General features: G+C 56.6%; 14 protein-coding genes. 6 read left to right on the top strand and 8 right to left on the bottom strand.

The window, feature by feature from the left end:
* The first annotated feature begins 106 nt into the window (after nt 1-106).
* The 3 genes from J8I26_RS12790 to J8I26_RS12780 are packed head-to-tail and all read left to right on the top strand — an operon-like array spanning nt 107 to nt 4,690.
* Nucleotides 107-1,351 (top strand): type II restriction endonuclease, encoded by a 1,245-nt coding sequence (locus tag J8I26_RS12790; protein ID WP_209607495.1) that lies wholly within the window; start codon nt 107-109, stop codon nt 1,349-1,351.
* A 43-nt stretch (nt 1,352-1,394) separates the two neighbouring features.
* The gene (locus J8I26_RS12785) at nt 1,395-3,560 is read left to right on the top strand and encodes an ATP-binding protein (protein WP_348635318.1); all 2,166 of its coding nucleotides are present in this window, start codon (nt 1,395-1,397) and stop codon (nt 3,558-3,560) included.
* 5 nt (nt 3,561-3,565) lie between these two features.
* Nucleotides 3,566-4,690, top strand: coding sequence for a hypothetical protein (locus tag J8I26_RS12780; protein WP_209607493.1), 1,125 nt, complete (start codon nt 3,566-3,568; stop codon nt 4,688-4,690).
* A 73-nt stretch (nt 4,691-4,763) separates the two neighbouring features.
* Here the strand turns inward: J8I26_RS12780 and gyrB are convergent, their stop codons facing one another.
* From gyrB to J8I26_RS12750, 6 genes are all read right to left on the bottom strand, one after another.
* Entirely contained in the window at nt 4,764-7,262 is a 2,499-nt protein-coding gene (gene gyrB, locus J8I26_RS12775) for a DNA topoisomerase (ATP-hydrolyzing) subunit B (RefSeq protein ID WP_209607492.1), read from the bottom strand.
* A 114-nt stretch (nt 7,263-7,376) separates the two neighbouring features.
* On the bottom strand, nt 7,377-8,483 hold the full coding sequence (gene dnaN, locus J8I26_RS12770) for a DNA polymerase III subunit beta (RefSeq protein ID WP_209607491.1): 1,107 nt from the start codon (nt 8,481-8,483) through the stop codon (nt 7,377-7,379).
* 1,589 nt (nt 8,484-10,072) lie between these two features.
* The gene (gene dnaA, locus J8I26_RS12765) at nt 10,073-11,482 is read right to left on the bottom strand and encodes a chromosomal replication initiator protein DnaA (protein WP_209607490.1); all 1,410 of its coding nucleotides are present in this window, start codon (nt 11,480-11,482) and stop codon (nt 10,073-10,075) included.
* A 465-nt stretch (nt 11,483-11,947) separates the two neighbouring features.
* The gene (locus J8I26_RS12760; protein ID WP_209607489.1) at nt 11,948-12,715 is read right to left on the bottom strand and encodes a class II glutamine amidotransferase; all 768 of its coding nucleotides are present in this window, start codon (nt 12,713-12,715) and stop codon (nt 11,948-11,950) included.
* Between the two features lie 236 nt (nt 12,716-12,951).
* Nucleotides 12,952-13,269, bottom strand: a complete 318-nt coding sequence (locus tag J8I26_RS12755) for a hypothetical protein (protein WP_209607488.1) — start codon at nt 13,267-13,269, stop codon at nt 12,952-12,954.
* 703 nt (nt 13,270-13,972) lie between these two features.
* Nucleotides 13,973-14,206, bottom strand: a complete 234-nt coding sequence (locus tag J8I26_RS12750) for a hypothetical protein (protein ID WP_209607487.1) — start codon at nt 14,204-14,206, stop codon at nt 13,973-13,975.
* A gap of 156 nt (nt 14,207-14,362) precedes the next feature.
* Between J8I26_RS12750 and J8I26_RS12745 the strand changes: the two genes are divergently transcribed.
* The 3 genes from J8I26_RS12745 (at nt 14,363) to J8I26_RS12735 (ending at nt 17,903) form a co-directional block, all read left to right on the top strand.
* Entirely contained in the window at nt 14,363-15,322 is a 960-nt protein-coding gene (locus J8I26_RS12745) for a LysR family transcriptional regulator (RefSeq protein ID WP_079217408.1), read from the top strand.
* A gap of 142 nt (nt 15,323-15,464) precedes the next feature.
* Nucleotides 15,465-17,513, top strand: coding sequence for an AsmA family protein (locus J8I26_RS12740; protein WP_209607486.1), 2,049 nt, complete (start codon nt 15,465-15,467; stop codon nt 17,511-17,513).
* 135 nt (nt 17,514-17,648) lie between these two features.
* The gene (locus J8I26_RS12735; protein ID WP_209607485.1) at nt 17,649-17,903 is read left to right on the top strand and encodes a hypothetical protein; all 255 of its coding nucleotides are present in this window, start codon (nt 17,649-17,651) and stop codon (nt 17,901-17,903) included.
* Nucleotides 17,904-18,144: 241 nt separating this feature from the next.
* Here the strand turns inward: J8I26_RS12735 and J8I26_RS12730 are convergent, their stop codons facing one another.
* Together J8I26_RS12730 and J8I26_RS12725 are read right to left on the bottom strand one after the other, a co-directional pair.
* Complete coding sequence (locus tag J8I26_RS12730) at nt 18,145-18,447, bottom strand: 2Fe-2S iron-sulfur cluster-binding protein (protein ID WP_209607484.1); 303 nt, start codon at nt 18,445-18,447, stop codon at nt 18,145-18,147.
* Nucleotides 18,448-18,930: 483 nt separating this feature from the next.
* Nucleotides 18,931-19,815: a LysR family transcriptional regulator gene (locus J8I26_RS12725; RefSeq protein WP_209607483.1), complete on the bottom strand. Its 885-nt coding sequence runs from the start codon at nt 19,813-19,815 to the stop codon at nt 18,931-18,933.
* Nucleotides 19,816-19,949: the final 134 nt, after the last annotated feature.

Genomic DNA, 19,949 nt, shown 5'->3' with positions numbered 1-19,949 from the left:
ACGGTTTAAAATGAATATAGATTGATCTCGCGAAGAGCGATGGGGCGCTCGCAGATCACGACGAAATGTAGCCGTTAACTAAAAATATTTATTGGGCTAAATCGGTATGTTCAATGATCGTATTGGTGACTACTTCGAAGGAGTGGCGGCCAAATACTTGAGCGCAGTTGATGCAGACAAAAGGCGCTCAAATCAGCACGAAATCGGCGGGCTTCCTGCAGCTGGTTTTAAGCAATGGCTAGGCGAACCTCGGGACAAACCTCACTATTTCCGCGCGCGACAAGTTTACATTCGCGACTACGACGAAGCTCCTCTCATTTGCGACAGTGAGGTGTCTTGGTATGACAGCAGGCGCAATAGTGAATCTCGTCTGCCGGAATATCGCCTTTACTATCCAGATAGCCCAGTAACAGAGCAAATAGCCCCGGGTGATTTTCTACTCGTTGCTAAATTGCGCGATGATTCATTACTAATGGTATTTACACCCGCTGGGGGGTCAGTAGAAAGTCAGCTTCGTGCGATCTTCGGTTTGGATAATATCCAAGAGCGTTTTTCCCCTGGAGTAATTGGAGCGATAGAGTTCCTCTTGCCTCTCAGGCTCATGCTGGAAGAGCTTGGTGTAGATATCGCTAGTTTCACTCGAGATGATGATGCGTGGTTGGGGTCTTTGCTGGAGAAATTTGGGGCAGAGGGATTTCCTAGTACGACATTATTTTCCGAGTTTGCACGCGACTCAATCCGCACAGATGTGAATCCCATTGGCGATCCCGATGAAGCGCTTATGGCCTGGATGAACCAAGAGGAGAAGCTGTTTCGAATATATGAACGGCATCTCCTTAAAATAAAACTCAACGAAGGTTTTGGGCAGGATGACAATGTAACTGAGTTTCTCAAATTCTCTCTAAGCGTTCAGAATCGCAGAAAATCTCGAGCCGGCCATGCCTTTGAAAATCATTTAGATGCGCTCTTCCGCGCGCATGGGCTCAAGTTTGAACAAGGCAAAGGACGAGAGAATTTCACCGAGAACCGCTCAAAACCCGATTTTATTTTCCCATCGTTTTCCGCCTATCGTAATTCCAATTTCCCGGCTGAAAAGTTGACTATGTTGGGCGCTAAAACAACATGTAAAGATCGGTGGCGACAAGTTCTAAGTGAGGCGATAAGAGTCAAGACCAAGTATTTAGTCACACTGGAGCCGGCAATCAGCGAACATCAGACCAATGAAATGAATTCGCATAATTTGTTTTTGGTGATTCCAACTCCACTGCATGTTACTTACACCATCAATCAACGAAAGCATCTGATCGGCGTCCAGCAATTCATATTGCGGGCCAGATTGTTGCAGAGCTGATTTGCTGAATATGACATTTAACCTGAATTCCTATTGAGAGACTATGACGACTAGTACGTTTAGACCCAGGGCCCGACTTATGAGGACTATTGGTGAAGAACTAATTAGCAGCGATAGTGTGGCGATAATCGAGCTCGTGAAAAACTCCTACGATGCTGATGCCCAGAACGTCGTTATCCGATTTCATGCTCCTGTAGAAAAAGGGATGGGGTCGATTGAGGTCATTGACGATGGAAACGGCATGAGCATTGAGACAGTGCAAACTGCTTGGCTAGAACTTGCCACCCCGACAAAAAGCGTAAGAAAGAGAAGTTTGAATTTAGGTCGAAGGGTACTGGGCGAAAAGGGAATTGGAAGATTTGCTGCAGCGAGACTCTCTGCGGAATCAGAGGTTTTTAGTCGACAACGCAATCAGGCAGATCAGGCCTACGTATATGTTGATTGGACACAATTTGATGATGATGAAAAGTTCTTAGATGAAGTGGAAGTTCTGTCAGAAAGCCAGGCAAGAACAAACAGTTCGCTGAACTCGCTTTTCTTGTCTCAAGATAATGGGACCATTCTGCGCTTGAATAAATTGAAGAGCGACTGGAATGACAGCAGCTTTACGCAGCTCCAGCAAGCATTGTCTAGGCTAATTTCCCCTTTTGCATCCATCGATAATTTTCACATACGAGTTGAAGCTCCAGACGGTTTTGAACGTTTTACTTCGACAATTTCGGCTCCCGATGTAGTAAACCATCCTCACTATCGGCTTAGAGGAAAGGTTAACGGCAACGGAGAATACGATATCGAATGCTTCGTGACCTCCACGGGAGACGTGAGCAAACATAAGGGAAAATTCCAGCTCAGTTCAAGTGGGTGGCAAATGATTGATAGCGACGGGGAAAGATTCGTTGAGGGCATGCGAATACCCGATTGTGGACCAATCGACGTAGAGCTGAGGATTTGGGATCGAGACGATCTTGGAGGAATTATTCAAGCCGCGCAAAGCACACTTCGCGATGTAAGAAGAGATTTAGATTCGCATGCCGGCATTAACATCTATCGAGATGGTTTCCGGGTTTTACCATATGGAGAGCCTCGCAACGACTGGCTACGGCTCGATTTGCGGCGAGTGCAAAATCCCTCCCTGCGGCTTTCTAATAACCAAATTCTCGGATATATCGCCCTTACGTCTGATGGGAATCCCAATCTTAAAGATCAATCCAATAGAGAAGGCTTGAGGGAGAATCAAGCATTACAGGATCTGAGCGACATCATGATTAATCTGATTTCGCGGATTGAGGTTACACGCCGAAAATCTCGGAGAGGAGATCGCAAGGCAGGAAATCCAAATGATCCTGACAAGCAGCAAGGTATCTTCACGCCCCCAGACTTTTCAAAACTAAACGAATATCTCAACAGCAGCCGCCCCGAGGACAAGATAGCGCAAGCTCTTCTCGGTGAAGTGGAACAAGGAATGGCAAAGCAACTCGATGTCATTAAAACCACCGTTTCTAGATACCAAGGCCTCGTCACACTCGGTCAGCTTGTTGATACGGTTCTACACAATGGTCGCCAGCCGCTTTCAAAAATCGCCGCAGAAGCGTTACTGGCAAAAGAAGACCTTGAGGAAATTTCTGGATTCTCAACGTCTCCAGTCCTAAAGCAAATACATACGCGAACCGTCAAGATTTCGGCGCAGGCAGAAGTCCTCCACGGCGTATTTAAAAGAGTTGAGCCCTTTGGCGGTCGCAAACGCGGCCGTCCTACCAAAATCACACTAGAAAGTGTCGTCAGGACATCTTTCGAGATTTTTTCTGCCGACATAAATAAACACCATATCCAAGTTCATGCACCCTCCACGGAAACATGGGTGACCGTTGACCCAGCAGAACTACAAGAAGTATTCGTCAACCTGATTCAGAACAGCATCTACTGGTTATCAACAGTTCCAGCAAAGTCCCGAGCAATAAGTACATTCGTAGAGAGGACCATTGAAGGTGCTGTAGAGATCATTTTTTCAGATACAGGGCCAGGCGTTTCTGAAAACATGAGAGAGGATATTTTTGAACCGTATTTTTCCACACGCTCCGATGGAACAGGTCTTGGATTGTCAGTCTCGGGGGAAATTATTCGTGACTACTACGAGGGAGCACTTGAATTGATAGATGATGGCCGCGAGACAGGTGCCACTTTTAAAATTACTTTAAGGAAGAGGGTCTAAGAAGAATGAAATGGAACGCGTTGGTGGTAGATGACGATGCAGAACAAGCATCGACTACGTCGGAACTGATTTCGAACCGTAAAAGCGGAATTGACGGAGAGATCGAATGCACCCAAATTGCTAGTTTCGATGTGGCTCTAAAGCAAATTGCGATATCTCGTTTTGACGTTTTGGTACTGGATCTTAAAGATGATGTCACGGACCTCGAAAATTCGGACACATCCTACGGTGGTGAACGTATCCTTCAGCAATTGCGACTAAGCCATTTCACACCGGTGGTGTTCTACACCGGATACGCACACAAGATTGCGCATCTCGAAAGTCCATTTGTGAAAGTTGTCTCAAAAGGAGATGCTCACGCTTTGCGACAAGCAGTTAAAGAAATATACGAAACAAAGTTGCCATCGCTTTTGCGCCATATCCAAGAACATCAAAGACAATATTTGTGGGATCACATTGAGAATGAGTCGACGCAGGTAAATCTTAACCAGGTACAACATGAATTTGCTTTTTTGCTAGCCCGACGACTTTCGAATGCTTTGGCCGGAGACACAATCAGAGAATTTTTCAATCCAGCTCACGATTCCCACCATGAAATTGCTCATCCGATCGAGCTTTATATTTGGCCTCCGATTGGCAACACTTTGACATTTTGCGATTTGGTCCAACATCAGTCCAATGGCAATGAGAAATTTTTTATTGTCTTGAATCCAGCGTGTGATTTTGCGCAAGATAAGGCTGAGAAGGCGCTTCTGGCGGAGTGCTTTCCGTTGTCTGATGCAACCGAACATCAAGAGTTTGTAGGAAACAAATTGGCCGAAAAGGAAAAGGCATTGAGAGCAAATCTACGCTCGTTGCTTGCGGACAGACGACAAGGAAAAGGAATACAACCAGATAGGTATAAATTCTTGCCGGGGACTAGCTTCTTGCCGGATTTGGTAATAGATTTTCAGAACCTGAGGCAAATCTCAGTCACTGAAATTCACGGGGACGTCCACTATAAGCGAGTTGCCACGTTAGACTCCCCGTTTGCGGAGTCGATACAAAGTCGATTCGTTCGATATTACGGTCGAGTTGGCACTCCTGATTTAGAGTTTGATTCTCTGCTAAATCAGATTGTGAAAGTATAAATTAGGCCTCCTCAATCGAGGAGGCCTGTACGTGAATCTTTGCGCTCAAGCCAAATCAGGTGACATTGAAGCATCAAACATCAATATTCCCCGCCTGCAGCGCATTAGATTCAATAAACGCCCGACGCGGCTCAACGTCATCGCCCATCAGCGTCATGAAGATCTGATCCGCGGCAATCGCATCTTCAATCTGCACCTTCAGCAAACGACGTACGGTGGGGTCCATGGTGGTTTCCCACAGCTGCTCGGGGTTCATCTCGCCCAGGCCTTTGTAGCGTTGCTTGTTGACGCCGCGTTCGGCTTCGTCGCGTAGCCAGGCCATGGCTTGGCGGAAGTCGACGATGGCGGATTCCTTGCGCTTTTCGCCGGTGCCGCGGGCGATGGTGGCGCCCTTGCGGATCAGGCCCTTGAAGGTCTGGGCTGCGGTGTTCAGGACCTGGTAGTCGGGGCCGGCGGCGAAGTCGGCGTCGATCACGGTGGCCTTGATGTTGCCGTGGTGGCGGCGCTGGATGTGCAGAGCGACCTTCTCGGAGAGTTCGTCCAGCTTGGCGACGACTTGCACGGTGGGATCGTTGATGGCCTTGGTCAGTTCGACCGCGCTGGCTTCGGCCTGGGCCAGGTTGTCCAGCTGCAGGTTGACGCCGCCGGTCATGATGGCGTCCAGCGCTGCCACGTCGATGGCGCGGGTGAGGCGCATGATGATGGCGTTGGCGGTGTTGTACTGGCGAGCCAGTTCGACCAGGGCGTCGCCGCTGATGCCGGCGGCGTCTTCGGCCGGCTTCAGTTCAGCGTCGTTCAGGGCGATCTGCATCATGTACTGCGCTTCTTCGACGTCGTCCTTCAGGTAGCGCTCGTCCTTGCCGGCCTTGACCTTGTACAGCGGCGGCTGGGCGATGTAGATGTGGCCGCGCTCGACCAGCGCCGGCATCTGGCGGTAGAAGAGGGTCAGCAGCAGGGTACGGATGTGGGCGCCGTCGACGTCCGCATCGGTCATGATGATGATGCGGTGGTAGCGCAGCTTGTCAGGGTTGAATTCGTCGGCGCCGATGCTGGTGCCCAGCGTGGCGATCAGCGTGGTGATCTGCTCGGAGGAGAGCATCTTCTCGAAGCGCGCCTTCTCCACGTTCAGCACCTTGCCGCGCAGCGGCAGGATGGCCTGGAACTTACGGTCGCGGCCTTGCTTGGCGGAGCCGCCTGCGGAGTCACCCTCGACGATGTAGAGCTCGCACAGGGCCGGGTCGCGTTCCTGGCAGTCGGCCAGCTTGGAGGACAAACCCAGGCCGTCCATCACGCCCTTGCGGCGCGTCAGTTCGCGCGCCTTGCGGGCGGCTTCGCGCGCACGCGCGGCTTCGACGATCTTGCCGCAGATGATCTTGGCGTCGTTGGGTTTTTCGGCGAGGAAATCGGTCAGGGTCTTGGCGACGATTTCTTCCACCGGGCCGCGCACTTCGCTTGATACCAGCTTGTCCTTGGTCTGCGAGGAGAACTTGGGCTCGGGCACCTTCACCGACAGCACGCAGGTCAGGCCTTCGCGCATGTCGTCGCCAGAGACTTCGACCTTGGCCTTCTTGGCCAGGTCGTTTTCTTCGATGTACTTGTTGATGACGCGGGTCATCGCCGCGCGCAGGCCGGTCAGGTGGGTGCCGCCGTCGCGCTGCGGGATGTTGTTGGTGAAACAGAGCACCTGCTCGTTGTAGGCGTCGTTCCATTGCATGGAGACGTCCACAGAGATGGTGGTGCCCTGATCCGACTGCTTCTCGCCGGTGGCCTGGAAGATGGTCGGGTTGAGCACGCTCTTGTTCTTGTTGATGTATTCAACGAAGCCGCGGGTGCCGCCTTCGAAGGCGAAGTTTTCTTCCTTGCCGGTGCGCTGGTCGGTCAGCTTGATGTGCACGCCGTTGTTCAGGAACGAGAGTTCGCGGATGCGCTTGGCGAGGATCTCGTAGTGGAACTCGACGTGGGTGAAGATTTCTTCGTCGGCCCAGAAGTGCACCTCGGTACCCTTCTTGTCGGACTCGCCGATGACCTTGATCGGGGAGACCTGGATGCCGTCGATGGTTTCCAGCTCACGGTTTTGCACCACGCCCTTGGCGAACTCCATGGAGTGCACCTTGCCGTCGCGGCGGATGGTCAGCAGCAGCTTCTTGGACAGTGCGTTCACGCAGGACACGCCCACGCCGTGCAGGCCGCCGGAGACCTTGTAGGAGTTCTGGTCGAACTTGCCGCCGGCGTGCAGCTCGGTCATCACGATCTCGGCGGCGGAGCGCTTGGGTTCGTGCTTGTCGTCCATCTTCAGGCCGGTGGGGATGCCGCGGCCGTTGTCGGTGATGGAGATCGAGTTGTCGGCGTGGATGGTGACGTGGATCTCGCTGCAATAGCCGGCGAGCGCTTCGTCGATGGAGTTGTCCAGCACTTCGAACACGAGGTGGTGCAGGCCGGTGCCGTCAGAGGTGTCGCCAATGTACATGCCGGGACGCTTGCGCACCGCTTCCAGGCCTTCCAGGATCTGGATGGAGGAGGCGCCGTAGCTTTGTTGCGCGGTATTGGTGTTGTCTGCGGGGCTGGAGGACATGGTTACCTTCTGAAAAAGCTAGCCTGACGACTAGTGAGCTGCAAAAAACGGAAATCTTAAAAGCGACTGAGGGGCCCTCGTGGAGGGCCCCTCGTTGGCTTGAAGCGCGACTGCTTAGATGCGCATCGGCATGACGACGTATTTGAAGTCGGCGTTGTCCGGGATGGTGACCAGGGCCGACGAGTTGGCATCGCCCAGGGCGATGTTGACGTAGTCGTTCTTCAGGTTGTTGAGCACGTCGAGCAGGTAGCTGACGTTGAAACCGATGTCGACGGTGTCGCCGCCGTAGTCGATTTCCAGTTCTTCAACCGCTTCTTCCTGGTCGGCGTTGGTGGAGCTGATCTTCAGGCTGCCCGGGGCGATCACCCAGCGCACGCCCTTGAACTTGTCGCTGGTCATGATCGCTGCGCGCTGCAGCGAACGCAGCAGCTGCTCGCGGCCGATGGTGAAGCCGTTCTTGTAACCCTTGGGCACCACGCGGGTGTAGTCGGGGAACTTGCCCTCCACCAGCTTGGAGATCAGCTCGATGTCGGCGAAGGTCAGCTTGACCTGGTTGTTGGCGATTTCGAGTTTGACTTCATCGTCGCTTTCATCGAGCAGGCGTTGCAGTTCGATGATGGTCTTGCGCGGGATGATGACTTCCTGGCGCGGGAAGTCCTGCTCGGTCTCGACCTGGCAGAAGGCCAGACGGTGGCCGTCGGTAGCGACCGCGATCACGTTCTTGCCCTCGACCACCAGCAGCAGGCCGTTCAGGTAGTAACGGATGTCCTGCTGGGCCATGGCGAAGTGGACCATGTTGAACAGGTGCTTCAGGGTCTTTTGCGGCAGGTTGACCTGGGCGTTGTATTGCTCGGCCTGGGCCACGGTCGGGAATTCCTCGGCGGCCAGGGTCTGCAGCGCGAAGCGCGACTTGCCGGACTGCACCGTCATGCGCTTGTTGGACAGGGAGATCGATACATCGCCGGAGTCAGGCAGGGCGCGCAGGATGTCGAGCAGCTTGCGCGCAGCCACGGTGGTGGCGACGGCTTCGCTGCCGGAACCGACTTCGGCGTGCGTGGTGATCTGCACTTCGATGTCGGTGGACAGGAAGGAGACCTTCTCGCCGTCCTTGCGGATGAGGATATTGGCCAGAATCGGCAACGTGTGCCGACGCTCGACAATACCGCTCACGATCTGCAGAGGACGCAGGAGCGTGTCTCGTTGGGTTTTAACCAATTGCATAGTCTGTTTGTCCTTGCTAGTTGTGGTCATTAAAGGAGCTCATGGGGATGCCATTGGCGGGCGTCCGGTCATGCGAATGTCGCGCGTGTTCCTCCTCAGTTGAAAAAACAGCTGCATGCAGCCGGAACCTGCCTGAATACGCAACGCTCCTGCATTCGCATGGCCGGCCATCGCCGGTCCGAAAACCCGTTCCGACGAAGCCGGCATGTTGATCGCGGTGGATTGTTGCTGGTTATTCAACGATCCGGTGCGAGACGCTGCACTGGCCACACCTTACGAACATTTGGAGGTAAATACTCGTTTTTAAAGAGATTTTCTCCGAAGTTTCCTTAATACCTCGCGGATTTTCTGCTCTGTGGGCGGCCCTTGCGTCCGCCGGCGAAATATCGTCTGACATTGTACCAATCATCCCCCTTTCCGAGTAGACCGCAGAGGCAGGAAGAGGGGGTTTTGGGCATGAAATTGATGGCGGGCGGATGCTGCTTTTACGAGCAATCTTCAGGTGGCGGCGGGACGCGCCCAGCGTGTGGATAAGGCGGCGGCCGGCATTGCCCGCTGCTGCTGCGCCGGGACCGTGGAGGCGGCGCAGGAATGACGATGTTGCCGGGCGATGCGTGCGGCGTTGGCGGGGGCATGTAGTCAGATTGACAATATCGGCTGGCGCAACAATTCTTGTACGGGTGTGAACAAGTTGCGCTGTTCAGCAAAGCGCCGGTTGTGCATCGTTGATGAGCCCGCCGCAGGCGCGGTTTACCGGAGGGCTTGTCCACAAGCGACGGCTTGGACGGGAAAGCGATGTGGATAAGGGAGTATCCGAGTATCGGCGGCGGTGCGTAGTGGATCCGTATGTAGCCGGCCGAAGGCCGGCGATTTTTCTTCACAAGATCCGCGCCATCGGTCGTCAGGCGTGCTTCCGCAAACAGCCTGTGAATAAGATGGCCGGCGCGCGCAACAATACTTGGCACACGGCGATGTTGAGCAGATGAAGAGTCCTGACCGGGATGTGTTTCGCCCGATTGCCTGCTTGTCAGGCAATCGCGAAAAATTTTTTTTGGGGTTTTCTGTGGATAAGATTTACGAATACTGTTCGGGCTCGCTGTGTGGATAAAAATCGGCTGTCGTAGGTCCGAATGTTGCGATTTGCACATGTGGATAGTATTTGCCTCGGCAGTCGCGCATGCCATTTCCACTTTTCCACAGGCGACAGTGAATCCGCGACTTCTTCATCCTTAAAGATCAGGTGTGGACAAGATGATTCCGGGCTGAAATTTGCTCCGCTTTGTACGTCTGGGGATAACTCTGTCCCCCTTGTCTGGCGCAGCTTTCCACGCGGTCGCTCATGCCTGAGGGAAGCCGCTTTTTTTTGCAATGTGGATAAATCTTTCCCACACCGCAGCCGCCACCCGGCGTGTTTCTAGGGGTTCACTTGTCCACAGCGAAAACCGACAATGCGTTCACATTCGCTGTGAATAAATCAGCCGGCCAAAGAAAATGCCGCCCCGTTTTCACGCGGGCGGCATTCGGTGCGACTGACGACGTTTGGTCGCTTGTGGAAAAGTTTGTTTTTATCCACAAGCGGGGCCCGGCGATCATCCTTTCAGGGTCTGCTCCAGCACGTGCAGCTCGTGGTTGCACTCCGGGCTCTTGGCGCGGTCGGCGGCGATCTTGCGCACCGCGTGCAGCACGGTGGTGTGGTCGCGCCCGCCGAACAGGTCGCCGATCTCCGGCAGGCTCTTCTGCGTCAGCTCCTTGGCCAGGTACATGGCGATCTGACGCGGGCGGGCAATGTTGGCCGGGCGCTTCTTGGAGTACATGTCGGCGACCTTGATGTTAAAGAAGTCGGCCACGGTCTTCTGGATGTTTTCCACCGAGATCTGGCGGTTCTGCACCGACAGCAGGTCCTTCAACGCTTCCTTGACGACGTCGATGGTGATGTCACGGTTGTGGAAGCGGGAGTACGCCAGAATCTTGCGCAGCGCGCCTTCCAGCTCGCGCACGTTGGAGCGCAAGTGCTTGCCGACGAAGAAGGCAACGTCGTCGGACAGCACCACGTCTTCGGCGGCGGCCTTCTTCATCAGGATGGCCACGCGCATTTCCAGTTCGGGCGGTTCGATGGCCACCGTCAGGCCGGAGTCGAAGCGGGAGATCAGGCGGTCGTCCATGCCGCTGATTTCCTTGGGGTAGGTATCACTGGTGATGATGATCTGTTTCTTGGCCGCGATCAGCGCTTCGAAGGCGTAGAAGAACTCTTCCTGGGTGCGGCTCTTGCCGCCGAAGAATTGAATATCGTCGATCAGCAGCAGGTCCAGCGAGTGGTAGTAACGCTTGAAGTCGTCGAAGCCCTTGCGCTGGTAGGCCGTCACCACGTCGCGCACGTATTGCTCGGCGTGAATGTAGCGAATCTTGGCGCCGGGGTTATCCACAAGCACCTGGTTGCCGATGGCGTGGATGATGTGGGTTTTACCCAGGCCGACGCCGCCGTACAGGAACAGCGGGTTGTACGAAGTGCCGGGGTTGTTGGCGACCTGCGTAGCGGCGGCGCGCGCCAGCTGGTTGGCCTTACCGGTGACCAGGTTGTCGAAGGTCAGCACCGGGTTGATGCGCGACTGTTCCTGGCGCGGCGCGACGGCGCGCACCGGGGTGGCGGCCGGCGCCGGGTCGAGGTGCAGCTGCTCGTGCGTGGGCAGGCCCAGGCCGGAAGCGCCGCCGCCGTCGGTGGCGGAGGGCTGGGCGCTGGCGGCGCGACGCGCCTGGCCGATGCGCGGGTCGAGCACGAACTGAACTTCGGTCGGCGCTTCCCAGTATTCGCTGGCCAGCACCGTGATGCGATTGGCGAACTGAGCCTTCACCCAATCCAGCTTGAAACGATTGGGCGCGGCGATGCGCAGCAGACCTTCTTCGTAGTCCAGCGGGATCAGCGGCTTGATCCAGGCGCTGTATTGCTGCGGCGTCAGTTCATGCTCGAGCGTGGTGGAGCAGCTCTGCCAGAAATTTTCCATGAAGCTTTCTTGTATGAATAAGGTGCGGTGCCGCCGGAACGGGCCCGGATCCGTAGCGGATATCCCGGGAAGCCAGGTCGTCGGGTAGCGGATCGGGCTTGGCGGGCACAAACGAGGGACGCATTTTACCTTGGTCGACGCAAGTTATCCACAGGCGGCGAAGCAAATTGCCAGAGTAAAAAATCATATCCACAGGCGGGAAACGCAACTTATGCACATTACCCCTCCGACAAGCGCTGCGGGGCGGGCATCACAGGGGGACAGAGTGTTTTGATTGCCTCAGGAGCAATATTTTTTATGGGGACAGTGTTTTTTGTAACTGTGGTGCCGATTCAGGGGACACCCCATGGCTATGTCCCCTTTATTTCTCTTTTAGGCGGTTTTTGCCTCACAAAACTTGTTGAAAATCTGGTTTGGACGTTGGCGCCGGACAATGGCCGGTGTTACTCCGGCGCAAATCTCTTCTTACTCGACCACCGCGCCGTCGACGAAGACCTTGAGCTCGCCCGGCTGGTATTGCGTCCACACCTCGTTATCGGTCAGCGGCTGGGTGACGATGACGGCCACGCGGTCATTGACGGTGGTGACCTCGGCGAAGTCGACCGAAAGGTCATCGTCGGACAGCTTGGCGGTCGCAAACGGGTGCTGGCGCACGATGTAATAGAGGTTGGTGGAACAGTGGGTGTAGAGCGCCGAACCGTCCGAGAGCAGCATGTTGAAGGTGCCGTGGCCGGCGATGAAGTCGGTTATCTCGCGCAGCGCCGCGCGCAGGTCGGCCAGGAGCGGCAACTGGTCGCCGAAGCGCTTGCGGATCTCCTGCAGGATGTAGCAGAAGGCCAGTTCGCTGTCGGTGGTGCCGACCGGGCGGAACGGGCCATCCAGCTCGGGCGTGAAATTCTTCAGGTCGCCGTTGTGAGCAAACACCCAGTAGCGGCCCCACAGCTCGCGCACAAAGGGATGGCAGTTGGCCAGCGTGACGCGGCCCTGGGTGGCCTTGCGGATATGGGCGATGACATGCTGCGACTTGATCGGATAGTGCTTGATCAGCTCGGCCACCGGCGACTCGACCGCGGCCTGGTGGTCAACGAAGGTACGCACCCCCGAGCCCTCGAAGAAGGCGATGCCCCAGCCGTCGCTGTGGTGGTCAGTGAGCCCTCCGCGCGTGGCGAAACCGGTAAAGCTGAAGACGATATCGGTCGGGGTGTTGCAGTTCATCCCAAGGAGCTGGCACATGATGGTCTTACGCGTGAGGCGTGGCGTGAATGTTGCGGGGAGGCCAACGTTATCACGATTGCCGGCGCGCGCAACGCCGGATCTTGCGCGCAGATAAAAAAAGCCCCGCGAGCTTGCGCTTGCGGGGCTAATCCTTCCTAAAGAGGGAGGAGGAGACACAGTACGTACTACAAAACTTTGCTACTCAAGACTACGACTAGAAGCCGGTCGGCCTCGCACTGCTCATGGGGCGACGTTCAGTCGCGGGCGGCCATGTTGCGCAGTTCGGCGGCGAAATTCGGTTGGGTCATGCTGTATTCGTTGGCCATGCGGTTGAGCATGCGCTTGCCGCTGAACTTGTGCGCCAGGATGCGTTGCTCCAGCGACTTGCGCGGCTTGACCAGCAATACGGCGGCTTGCGCCAGACCGCGCAGCAGCGGCTTGAACACCATCAGGAAGGTGACCAGCGCTCCCAGGCCCAGGGCCGGGCGCATGTAGGCGGCCAGCATGCCGATCAGCGTCTGCGCGAAAGGAATCGCGGTTTCTGCGGGAAAGGCCAAGTTCAGGAACGACATGATATTTCTACCTTTGATAAGTCTGCCGCGATCTCTTGCGCGGCGTTCAATGTCACTGTTGTTGCGTCGCAGTATGGGCCGATGAGGCTGGTATGACTACTTTAGAGTTGTCATATCAGATATACCGTTTGTGAATGAGTCTGTGAGAATTGAGGCGGCTGTCCCGCCGATGTCCGGAAAGTCTTGCCGGACGTGGCCTGGCGCGATGGTGCCCGCCGTCAGTTTTGCGAGGGCGGCGGGCCGGGCGCCTGGCCTGCCGTGAAAAAACAACGACATTTCGTCATTTCCCCATTGACCGGTGAATATCACCCACAATGCCGATGTAGCAGGCGTCCGCTCTCCGGCCCTGTTCGCAGGCCCGTCCTCGGCCGCGACAGGCCACTCGCAAGCGGGCGCCGGAACACATCGCGGGACGAAAAAAAACCCCGCAGGCTGAGCCTACGGGGTTAATCCTTCCTAAAGAGGGAGGAGGAGACAACGGATCGGTGTCCTGACGCGTTGATCGAATCAGCGTCAACACAAGCGCCGTACGCGCCGGAACAACCGAAATCCCTACTACCAGTGCGGCGGCCGGTTGGGCCTTCCGCGATGTTGCGCAGCGATGGCGCGCAACCGGTAAAACTTGAATCCTGTACTGCTTGCCTTCCTGCCAACTGCCGGCGCCTCAAGTCGCCGGCCGATCGCTGTCAGGCAGCGTCGCGAATTAACCGCGGGAAGCGATGAAACGCAGTTCGGCGGCCAGGTTCGGCTGGGTCGCTTCGAACTTGTCGGCCATGTTCTTCAGCTGGCGCGAACCGGCGACGCGATCCTGCTCGGCGGCGACCAGAGCAACGGCTTGCAGCTCGTGGGCCTTCACGAAGTGGATGAAGATGTTGCGCATCACGGCGGCGAACTTGCTCTTGAACGTGGTGTTGGTGCTTTGTGCGATGGTAGTCATGATTCGATCCTTGACGATGTGTGTTATGTTGCATTGCAGTGTAGTGAACTCACATTTGTTTGACCAATTTCCTTTTCGGATATCAGTTATATAATTCGTGAATAGCTATCTTGTGAATTTATTCGCGATCCACTTTCAGCCGCAAAGGCCCGCCCTATGAGCTTTCTCACCTTGGACCTGAACCTGCTGCGCGTATTCGACGCGGTGATGACCGAACAAAATCTGACGCGCGCGGCCAACTTGCTGGCGATGACCCAGCCGGCTGTCTCCAATGCGCTACGCCGCCTGCGCGACACGCTCAACGACGACCTGGTGATCCGCACCGCCCACGGCGTCAAGCCGACGCCGCGCGCCGAGGAGCTGTGGCCGACCGTGCGCCGCGCGCTGTCGGAACTGGAAGCGGTGATCGCGCCGGAAAGCTTCGACATCTCTCGCGCCCAGAACACCTTCCGCATGGCGATGGTGGACGCCACCGCGGCGCTGTGGCTGCCTTCGCTGGTGCGCACCATCATGCGCGACGCCCCACGCATCAAGATCCGCATGATGCCGCTGACCACCCGCGACCCGCGCGCCATGCTGCTGCGCGGCGACATCGACCTGGCGGTGGGATTTTTCCCGGGCGTGACCGCGCAACTGGCCGACGGCCAGGGCATGGCCAAGACCCAGATCAGCCACGCCCGCCTGTACACCGGCCAATACGTGTGCGTGATGAACAAGAACCACCCGCTGGCCGGACAACCGCTGACACTGGACACCTACTGCGCGGCCGACCACCTGCTGGTGAGTCTGTCTGGCAAACCACACGCGGTGATCGACGACGTGCTGGCGGGCATGAACCGCGAACGCAAGATCCTGCTGACGGTGAACCAGTTCTTCACGGCCGGGCGCATCGTCGCCAGCTCGGAACTGCTGACCGTGCTGCCGCGCCACCTGGTGGCGGCCACCGGCATGGCCGATGTGCTGGTGGTCAAGGAGCTGCCGTTCCAGACGCCGGAAGAGCATGTGGACATGCTGTGGCACGAGCGCGACGCCCGCAATCCGGCCCACAAATGGCTGCGCGCCCACCTTTCTGCAACAACTCACGACGAATTCGGTCGTATCAACATGAAGCGCTGATGCGGCGCACGCAGGCATAAACATCCGGCAGTAGTCCAACCGCCCCCGTGAGACAGGGGCGGCCGGCTGTGCCCGCACCGACACCAGTCGGCGGCCGCGGCATCGGCGCATGTTGATCAACCCTCACGGGAAGACCGAACCTATGCCGCGTCCACTAAAAATAAGCCTGTGGCTACTCGCCAGCCTCGTCCTCGTGATCGCCGCCGCGATCATCTTCATCCTCACCTTCGACTGGAACCGGGCCAAACCCTGGATCAACCATCGCGTTTCGGAATCGATCGGGCGCGAGTTCGCCATCAACGGCAACCTCTCCCTCAAATGGCAGCGCGCCGAGCCCACTACGCCGCCGGTGACCGGCTGGTCGCGCTGGGTGCCATGGCCGCGCCTGCAGGCTGAGGACATCACGCTGGCCAATCCTGAGGCGTTCCGCCAGTCGGGGCAGATGGCCACCATCAAGCAGATCACCTTCACGCTCAACCCGGTGCCCTTGCTGGTGCACGATATTTCGGTGCCGACGCTGGAGATCCGTAACCCCGACGTCTCCCTGCTGCGCAACAAGCAGCTTGTGAATAACTGGACCTTCAAGAGCAGCGACGACGGTCCCTCGACGTGGAACCTGAAGCTGGGCCGGCTGATCCTGCGCGAGGGCAAACTGGCGCTGAATGACGCCACGCAAAAGATCGATATCAAGGCCGAGATCGACACCCTCGATCCGGACAAGGAAAAGGTCTACGGCCTGGGCTGGAAGCTCAAGGGCAGCTTCAACGGCGCGCCGGTCGGCGGCGAGGGCAAGGCCGGCGGCGTGCTGTCGCTGCAGGACCAACAGCAGCCCTATCCGCTGCAGGCCAATGTGAAGGTCGGCAAGACTGCCATCGGCGTGCGCGGCACGCTGACCAAACCGGCCGAGCTGGCCGCGCTGGACCTGCGGCTGTCGGTCTCCGGCGCCAGCATGGGCAACCTGTATCCGCTGACCGGCGTGCTGCTGCCGGAAACGCCGCCGTTCGCCACCGAGGGGCACCTTGTGGGCAAGATCGACGCCCAGCACAGCGAATGGAGCTATGAAGAGTTCACCGGCAAGGTCGGCAGCAGCGACATCGGCGGCAGCCTGTTCTACAACACCGCCGGCACGCGGCCGCGGCTGGACGGCGCGATCACGTCCAACCTGCTGCGCTTCGACGACTTGGCGCCGCTGATCGGGGCCGACTCCAATGAAGAGAAAGCCAACCGCGGCGCCACCGAGCGCCAGCCGTCGGACAAGGTGTTACCGGTCAAACCCTTCAGCACCGATGCCTGGGGCGCGCTGGACGCCGACGTCAAGCTGGTGGCCAAGCGCATCCTGAAGCAGAAGGACTTGCCCATCAGCGACCTGCAGGCGCACCTGATCCTGAAGGACAAGGTGCTGACGCTGGATCCGCTGAACTTCGGCGTGGCCGGTGGCCAGCTGAACTCGTCCATCCGCTTGAACGGGCAGGATGCGCAGATGAAGTCCGACATCAAGATGTCGGCGCGGCGTCTGAAGATCCAGCAGCTGTACCCGGAACTGGCCTCGTCGCAGACCAGCTTCGGCGAGATCAACGGCGATGCCAAGCTCTCGGCCACCGGCAACTCGGTGGCGGCGATGCTGGGTTCGTCCAACGGCGAGGTGAAGACGCTGGTGAGCCAGGGGGCGATCAGCAAGTTCCTGCTGGAAGCGGCCGGATTGAATGTGGGTAACGTGGTGCTGAGCAAGATGTTCGGCGACCGTGAGGTCAAGCTCAATTGCCTGGCCGGCGACCTGCCTGTGAATAACGGGGTGATGCAGGCCAAGACCCTGCTGCTGGATACCGAAGACGCCTTGATCGTGGTGGACGGCACGGTGGACATGAAGCAGGAGAAGCTGGACCTGAACGTGCATCCCAAGAGCAAGGGTCTGCGCATCATCTCGCTGCGCTCGCCGCTGTACGTGAAGGGTAGCTTCAAGAACCCCGACGTGGGCGTCAACGCCGGCGTGCTGGCGCTGCGTGCGGGAGGAGCAGTGGCGCTGGGCCTGCTGGCGCCGGTGACGGCGATCCTGCCGCTGATCAATGTCGACGGCGAGCAAAAGGCCGATTGCGCCAATCTGCTGGAAGAAGTGAAGAAGCAACCGCAAGCGCCGCCGCCAGGAAAGCGGCCGGCGAAAAATGCCGGTGGAAAAGTTGCGCCTCAAAAATAGGCACGAAAGAAATTGGCGTTTTAACCATGCGAGGCCGGGGGATAACTCTCCCGGCCTTGTCATTTTTGGCCGCGGTTTTTTTATCGCATGCGATTGCGGTGCCGCCCCGTTCGGGTGGAAAACACGCGAAATTGCTTGTCCATCAGCCTGCAGGATGGGAAAAACAGAGAAAAAACGGGCGGGAACAGCCAAAAATTCGGTATTCCGGAAAATTGCCCGGCAGACCACGAAAAACCGTCTGCGCAGCTCAGCCTGTGGATAAAGGTCTGGATAACTTTTTCAGCGTTTGGGGACAAGTGGAAAAGTTATCCACCTTCGAATTTTTATTCAAAAACTGTTCTTGCCTCATACAAGCTTTGCCAAGCGCTTATCCTTTTCGCAAGCGACTGATTTTTTTTGGGTAAACCAAGTTATCCACAGAAACCCGGGGGTGTTAACCATTACCTACTATTTATATATATAACTTATTCTAAAAGACGAGAAACCCGAAACTTCAGGCGCAAACGGACGCTGCGCGTAGAAGCTTCGATAAAAAACTGTTCTGCAGCAAAGAAAAAGACGAACCACAGGACAAGTGTTCGCTTTATCAACAAGCAAAATCAAGTTCGCCGTCAAAACGGCTGTGCAGAACTTAAGTCTTGAGGTCCATCGCATCCGGCGCCTCGATCACGAGGTCCGAACGCGCCTCTGCCACGCAGGGCAGGATCCATCCTTCCTCCTTCTCCTCACGGGTCAGTCCCGGCCATTCGATCTGGTAGTCCACCGTACCGGCGCTGAGCTTGCACATGCAAGTGCGGCAGGTGCCGTTTCGGCAAGAATTGGGCAGGCGGACCATCTGGGCCAGCGCCGATTGCAGCAGGGAAAGCCCCGGACGTTGTTCAAAACGCAAACCCGATGGCTGAACCAGGATGGTGAAGGGGGGAGTAGCGCTCATGGGCAAGGGCGAAATGCCATTTTCATGCAGTTTTGGAAATAATTTTCAGCGGCTGTGGATAAGTCTTTGTATAGCGCGTGTGTGGATTGGGTATATCCGGGTCAACTTACCCACAGGCGAAAAATTGTCCCCGATTTGTTCTTCAGGAATCCAGAAGCTTACCAAGCGTTTGTTCTGAACGTAAATGACTGATTCTTTTTGGGTTAACTGACTTATCCACAGAAGTTTGCGACGTTAACCATTACTACTATCTTTATATATATCTCTTTAACTTAAAGAACAGAAACCGCGGAACAGCGTGGACAACTCAAAAAAGCGGACAAACAGAAAACCCGGCATCGAAAAACACCGAAGGCAAAGGAAAACGGACTTGACCGGCAACAGCGCTGGTACCCAAGTCCTTTAAGGTTCGGCAACAAGGACGGTGAAACTTGAAACGCCTGGCTGTTCAAGCAGCAACTGCTGATCCTGAAACACCGCGCTTCAATTTATCCACACCTCTTGCAGGACCTGGAACACTGCCTTGACGGCGTCTTCGTTCTGACGTTTCTCCAGGGTAATGAAACTGAGTTCGGTGGACAGCGACACTGCATCGGCAATGACCAGCCCGTGGGCGTGCGCCTGGCTCAACGCGATAGATTCGCGCGCCAGCGACAGGCCGACGCCGGATTTCACCAGGTCCAGCATGGAGGATTCCTGGTCGACCAGGGCCACGGTGTCCGGCTGCACCTTGTGTTCGGCAAATACCTTGGACAGCAGGCGGTGGTGGGCGGATTCCGGCGGGGTCCAGATCCAGGGCAGGCGCGAGAGCTCTTTCCAGCCTTTGCCTGAGACCCGGTTCTTCCAGCCGGCCGGGGCGATCACGTTGTAGGTGAAGGGCGTCAGGCTCAATGCATGAAAGCCCTTGCCGGGATCGCCCAAGAAAAAGCCGACATCCAGCCGGCCTTCGCGGATCTCGTTGAGCACCGAGCCGGACATGTGATGCGAGAGTTTGGTCGACAGCCTGGGATGGCGTTCGACCAGCAGCTTGAGGAAGGCGCCCAGGCGGATGAATTCCGGATCGAGGATGGTGCCGATGCCCAGCGAGCCCGACAGGTGGGTTGCGCTGGCCTGCAGGGCGGCGGCATGGCGCCGCAGCTCTTGGACGTCTCCCAGCACCCTTTCCGCCAGCGGCAGCAGCTTGTTGCCCCGTACGGTCAGCACCATGCCGCCGGCCACGCGTGTGAATAACTGCAAGTCCAGGCTCTCCTGCAGGGCCTTGATCTGCAGGCTGACTGCAGGTTGACTGACGTGCAGCTTCTCGGCTGCCCGAGTCAGGTTGCCTTCACGGGCGACGGTGACAAAAGCGCGTAATTGGGTAATATCCATCGTCAACGGTCGTTAAATTCTTTTATTTATTCCAATCCTAGGCTGTGAATAAGCACTGGATATCTCGTGTATATCTGGGTGGATAAGCTGTGGGTTGATTGTGGAGAACCTGGTCCATTCAATGAATTATAAGC

This window comes from Herbaspirillum sp. LeCh32-8 (assembly GCF_017814915.1).
GTDB lineage: Bacteria > Pseudomonadota > Gammaproteobacteria > Burkholderiales > Burkholderiaceae_D > Herbaspirillum.
Note: the sequence above shows the minus strand (reverse complement) of the source record. Positions and strands in the feature narration are given on the sequence as shown.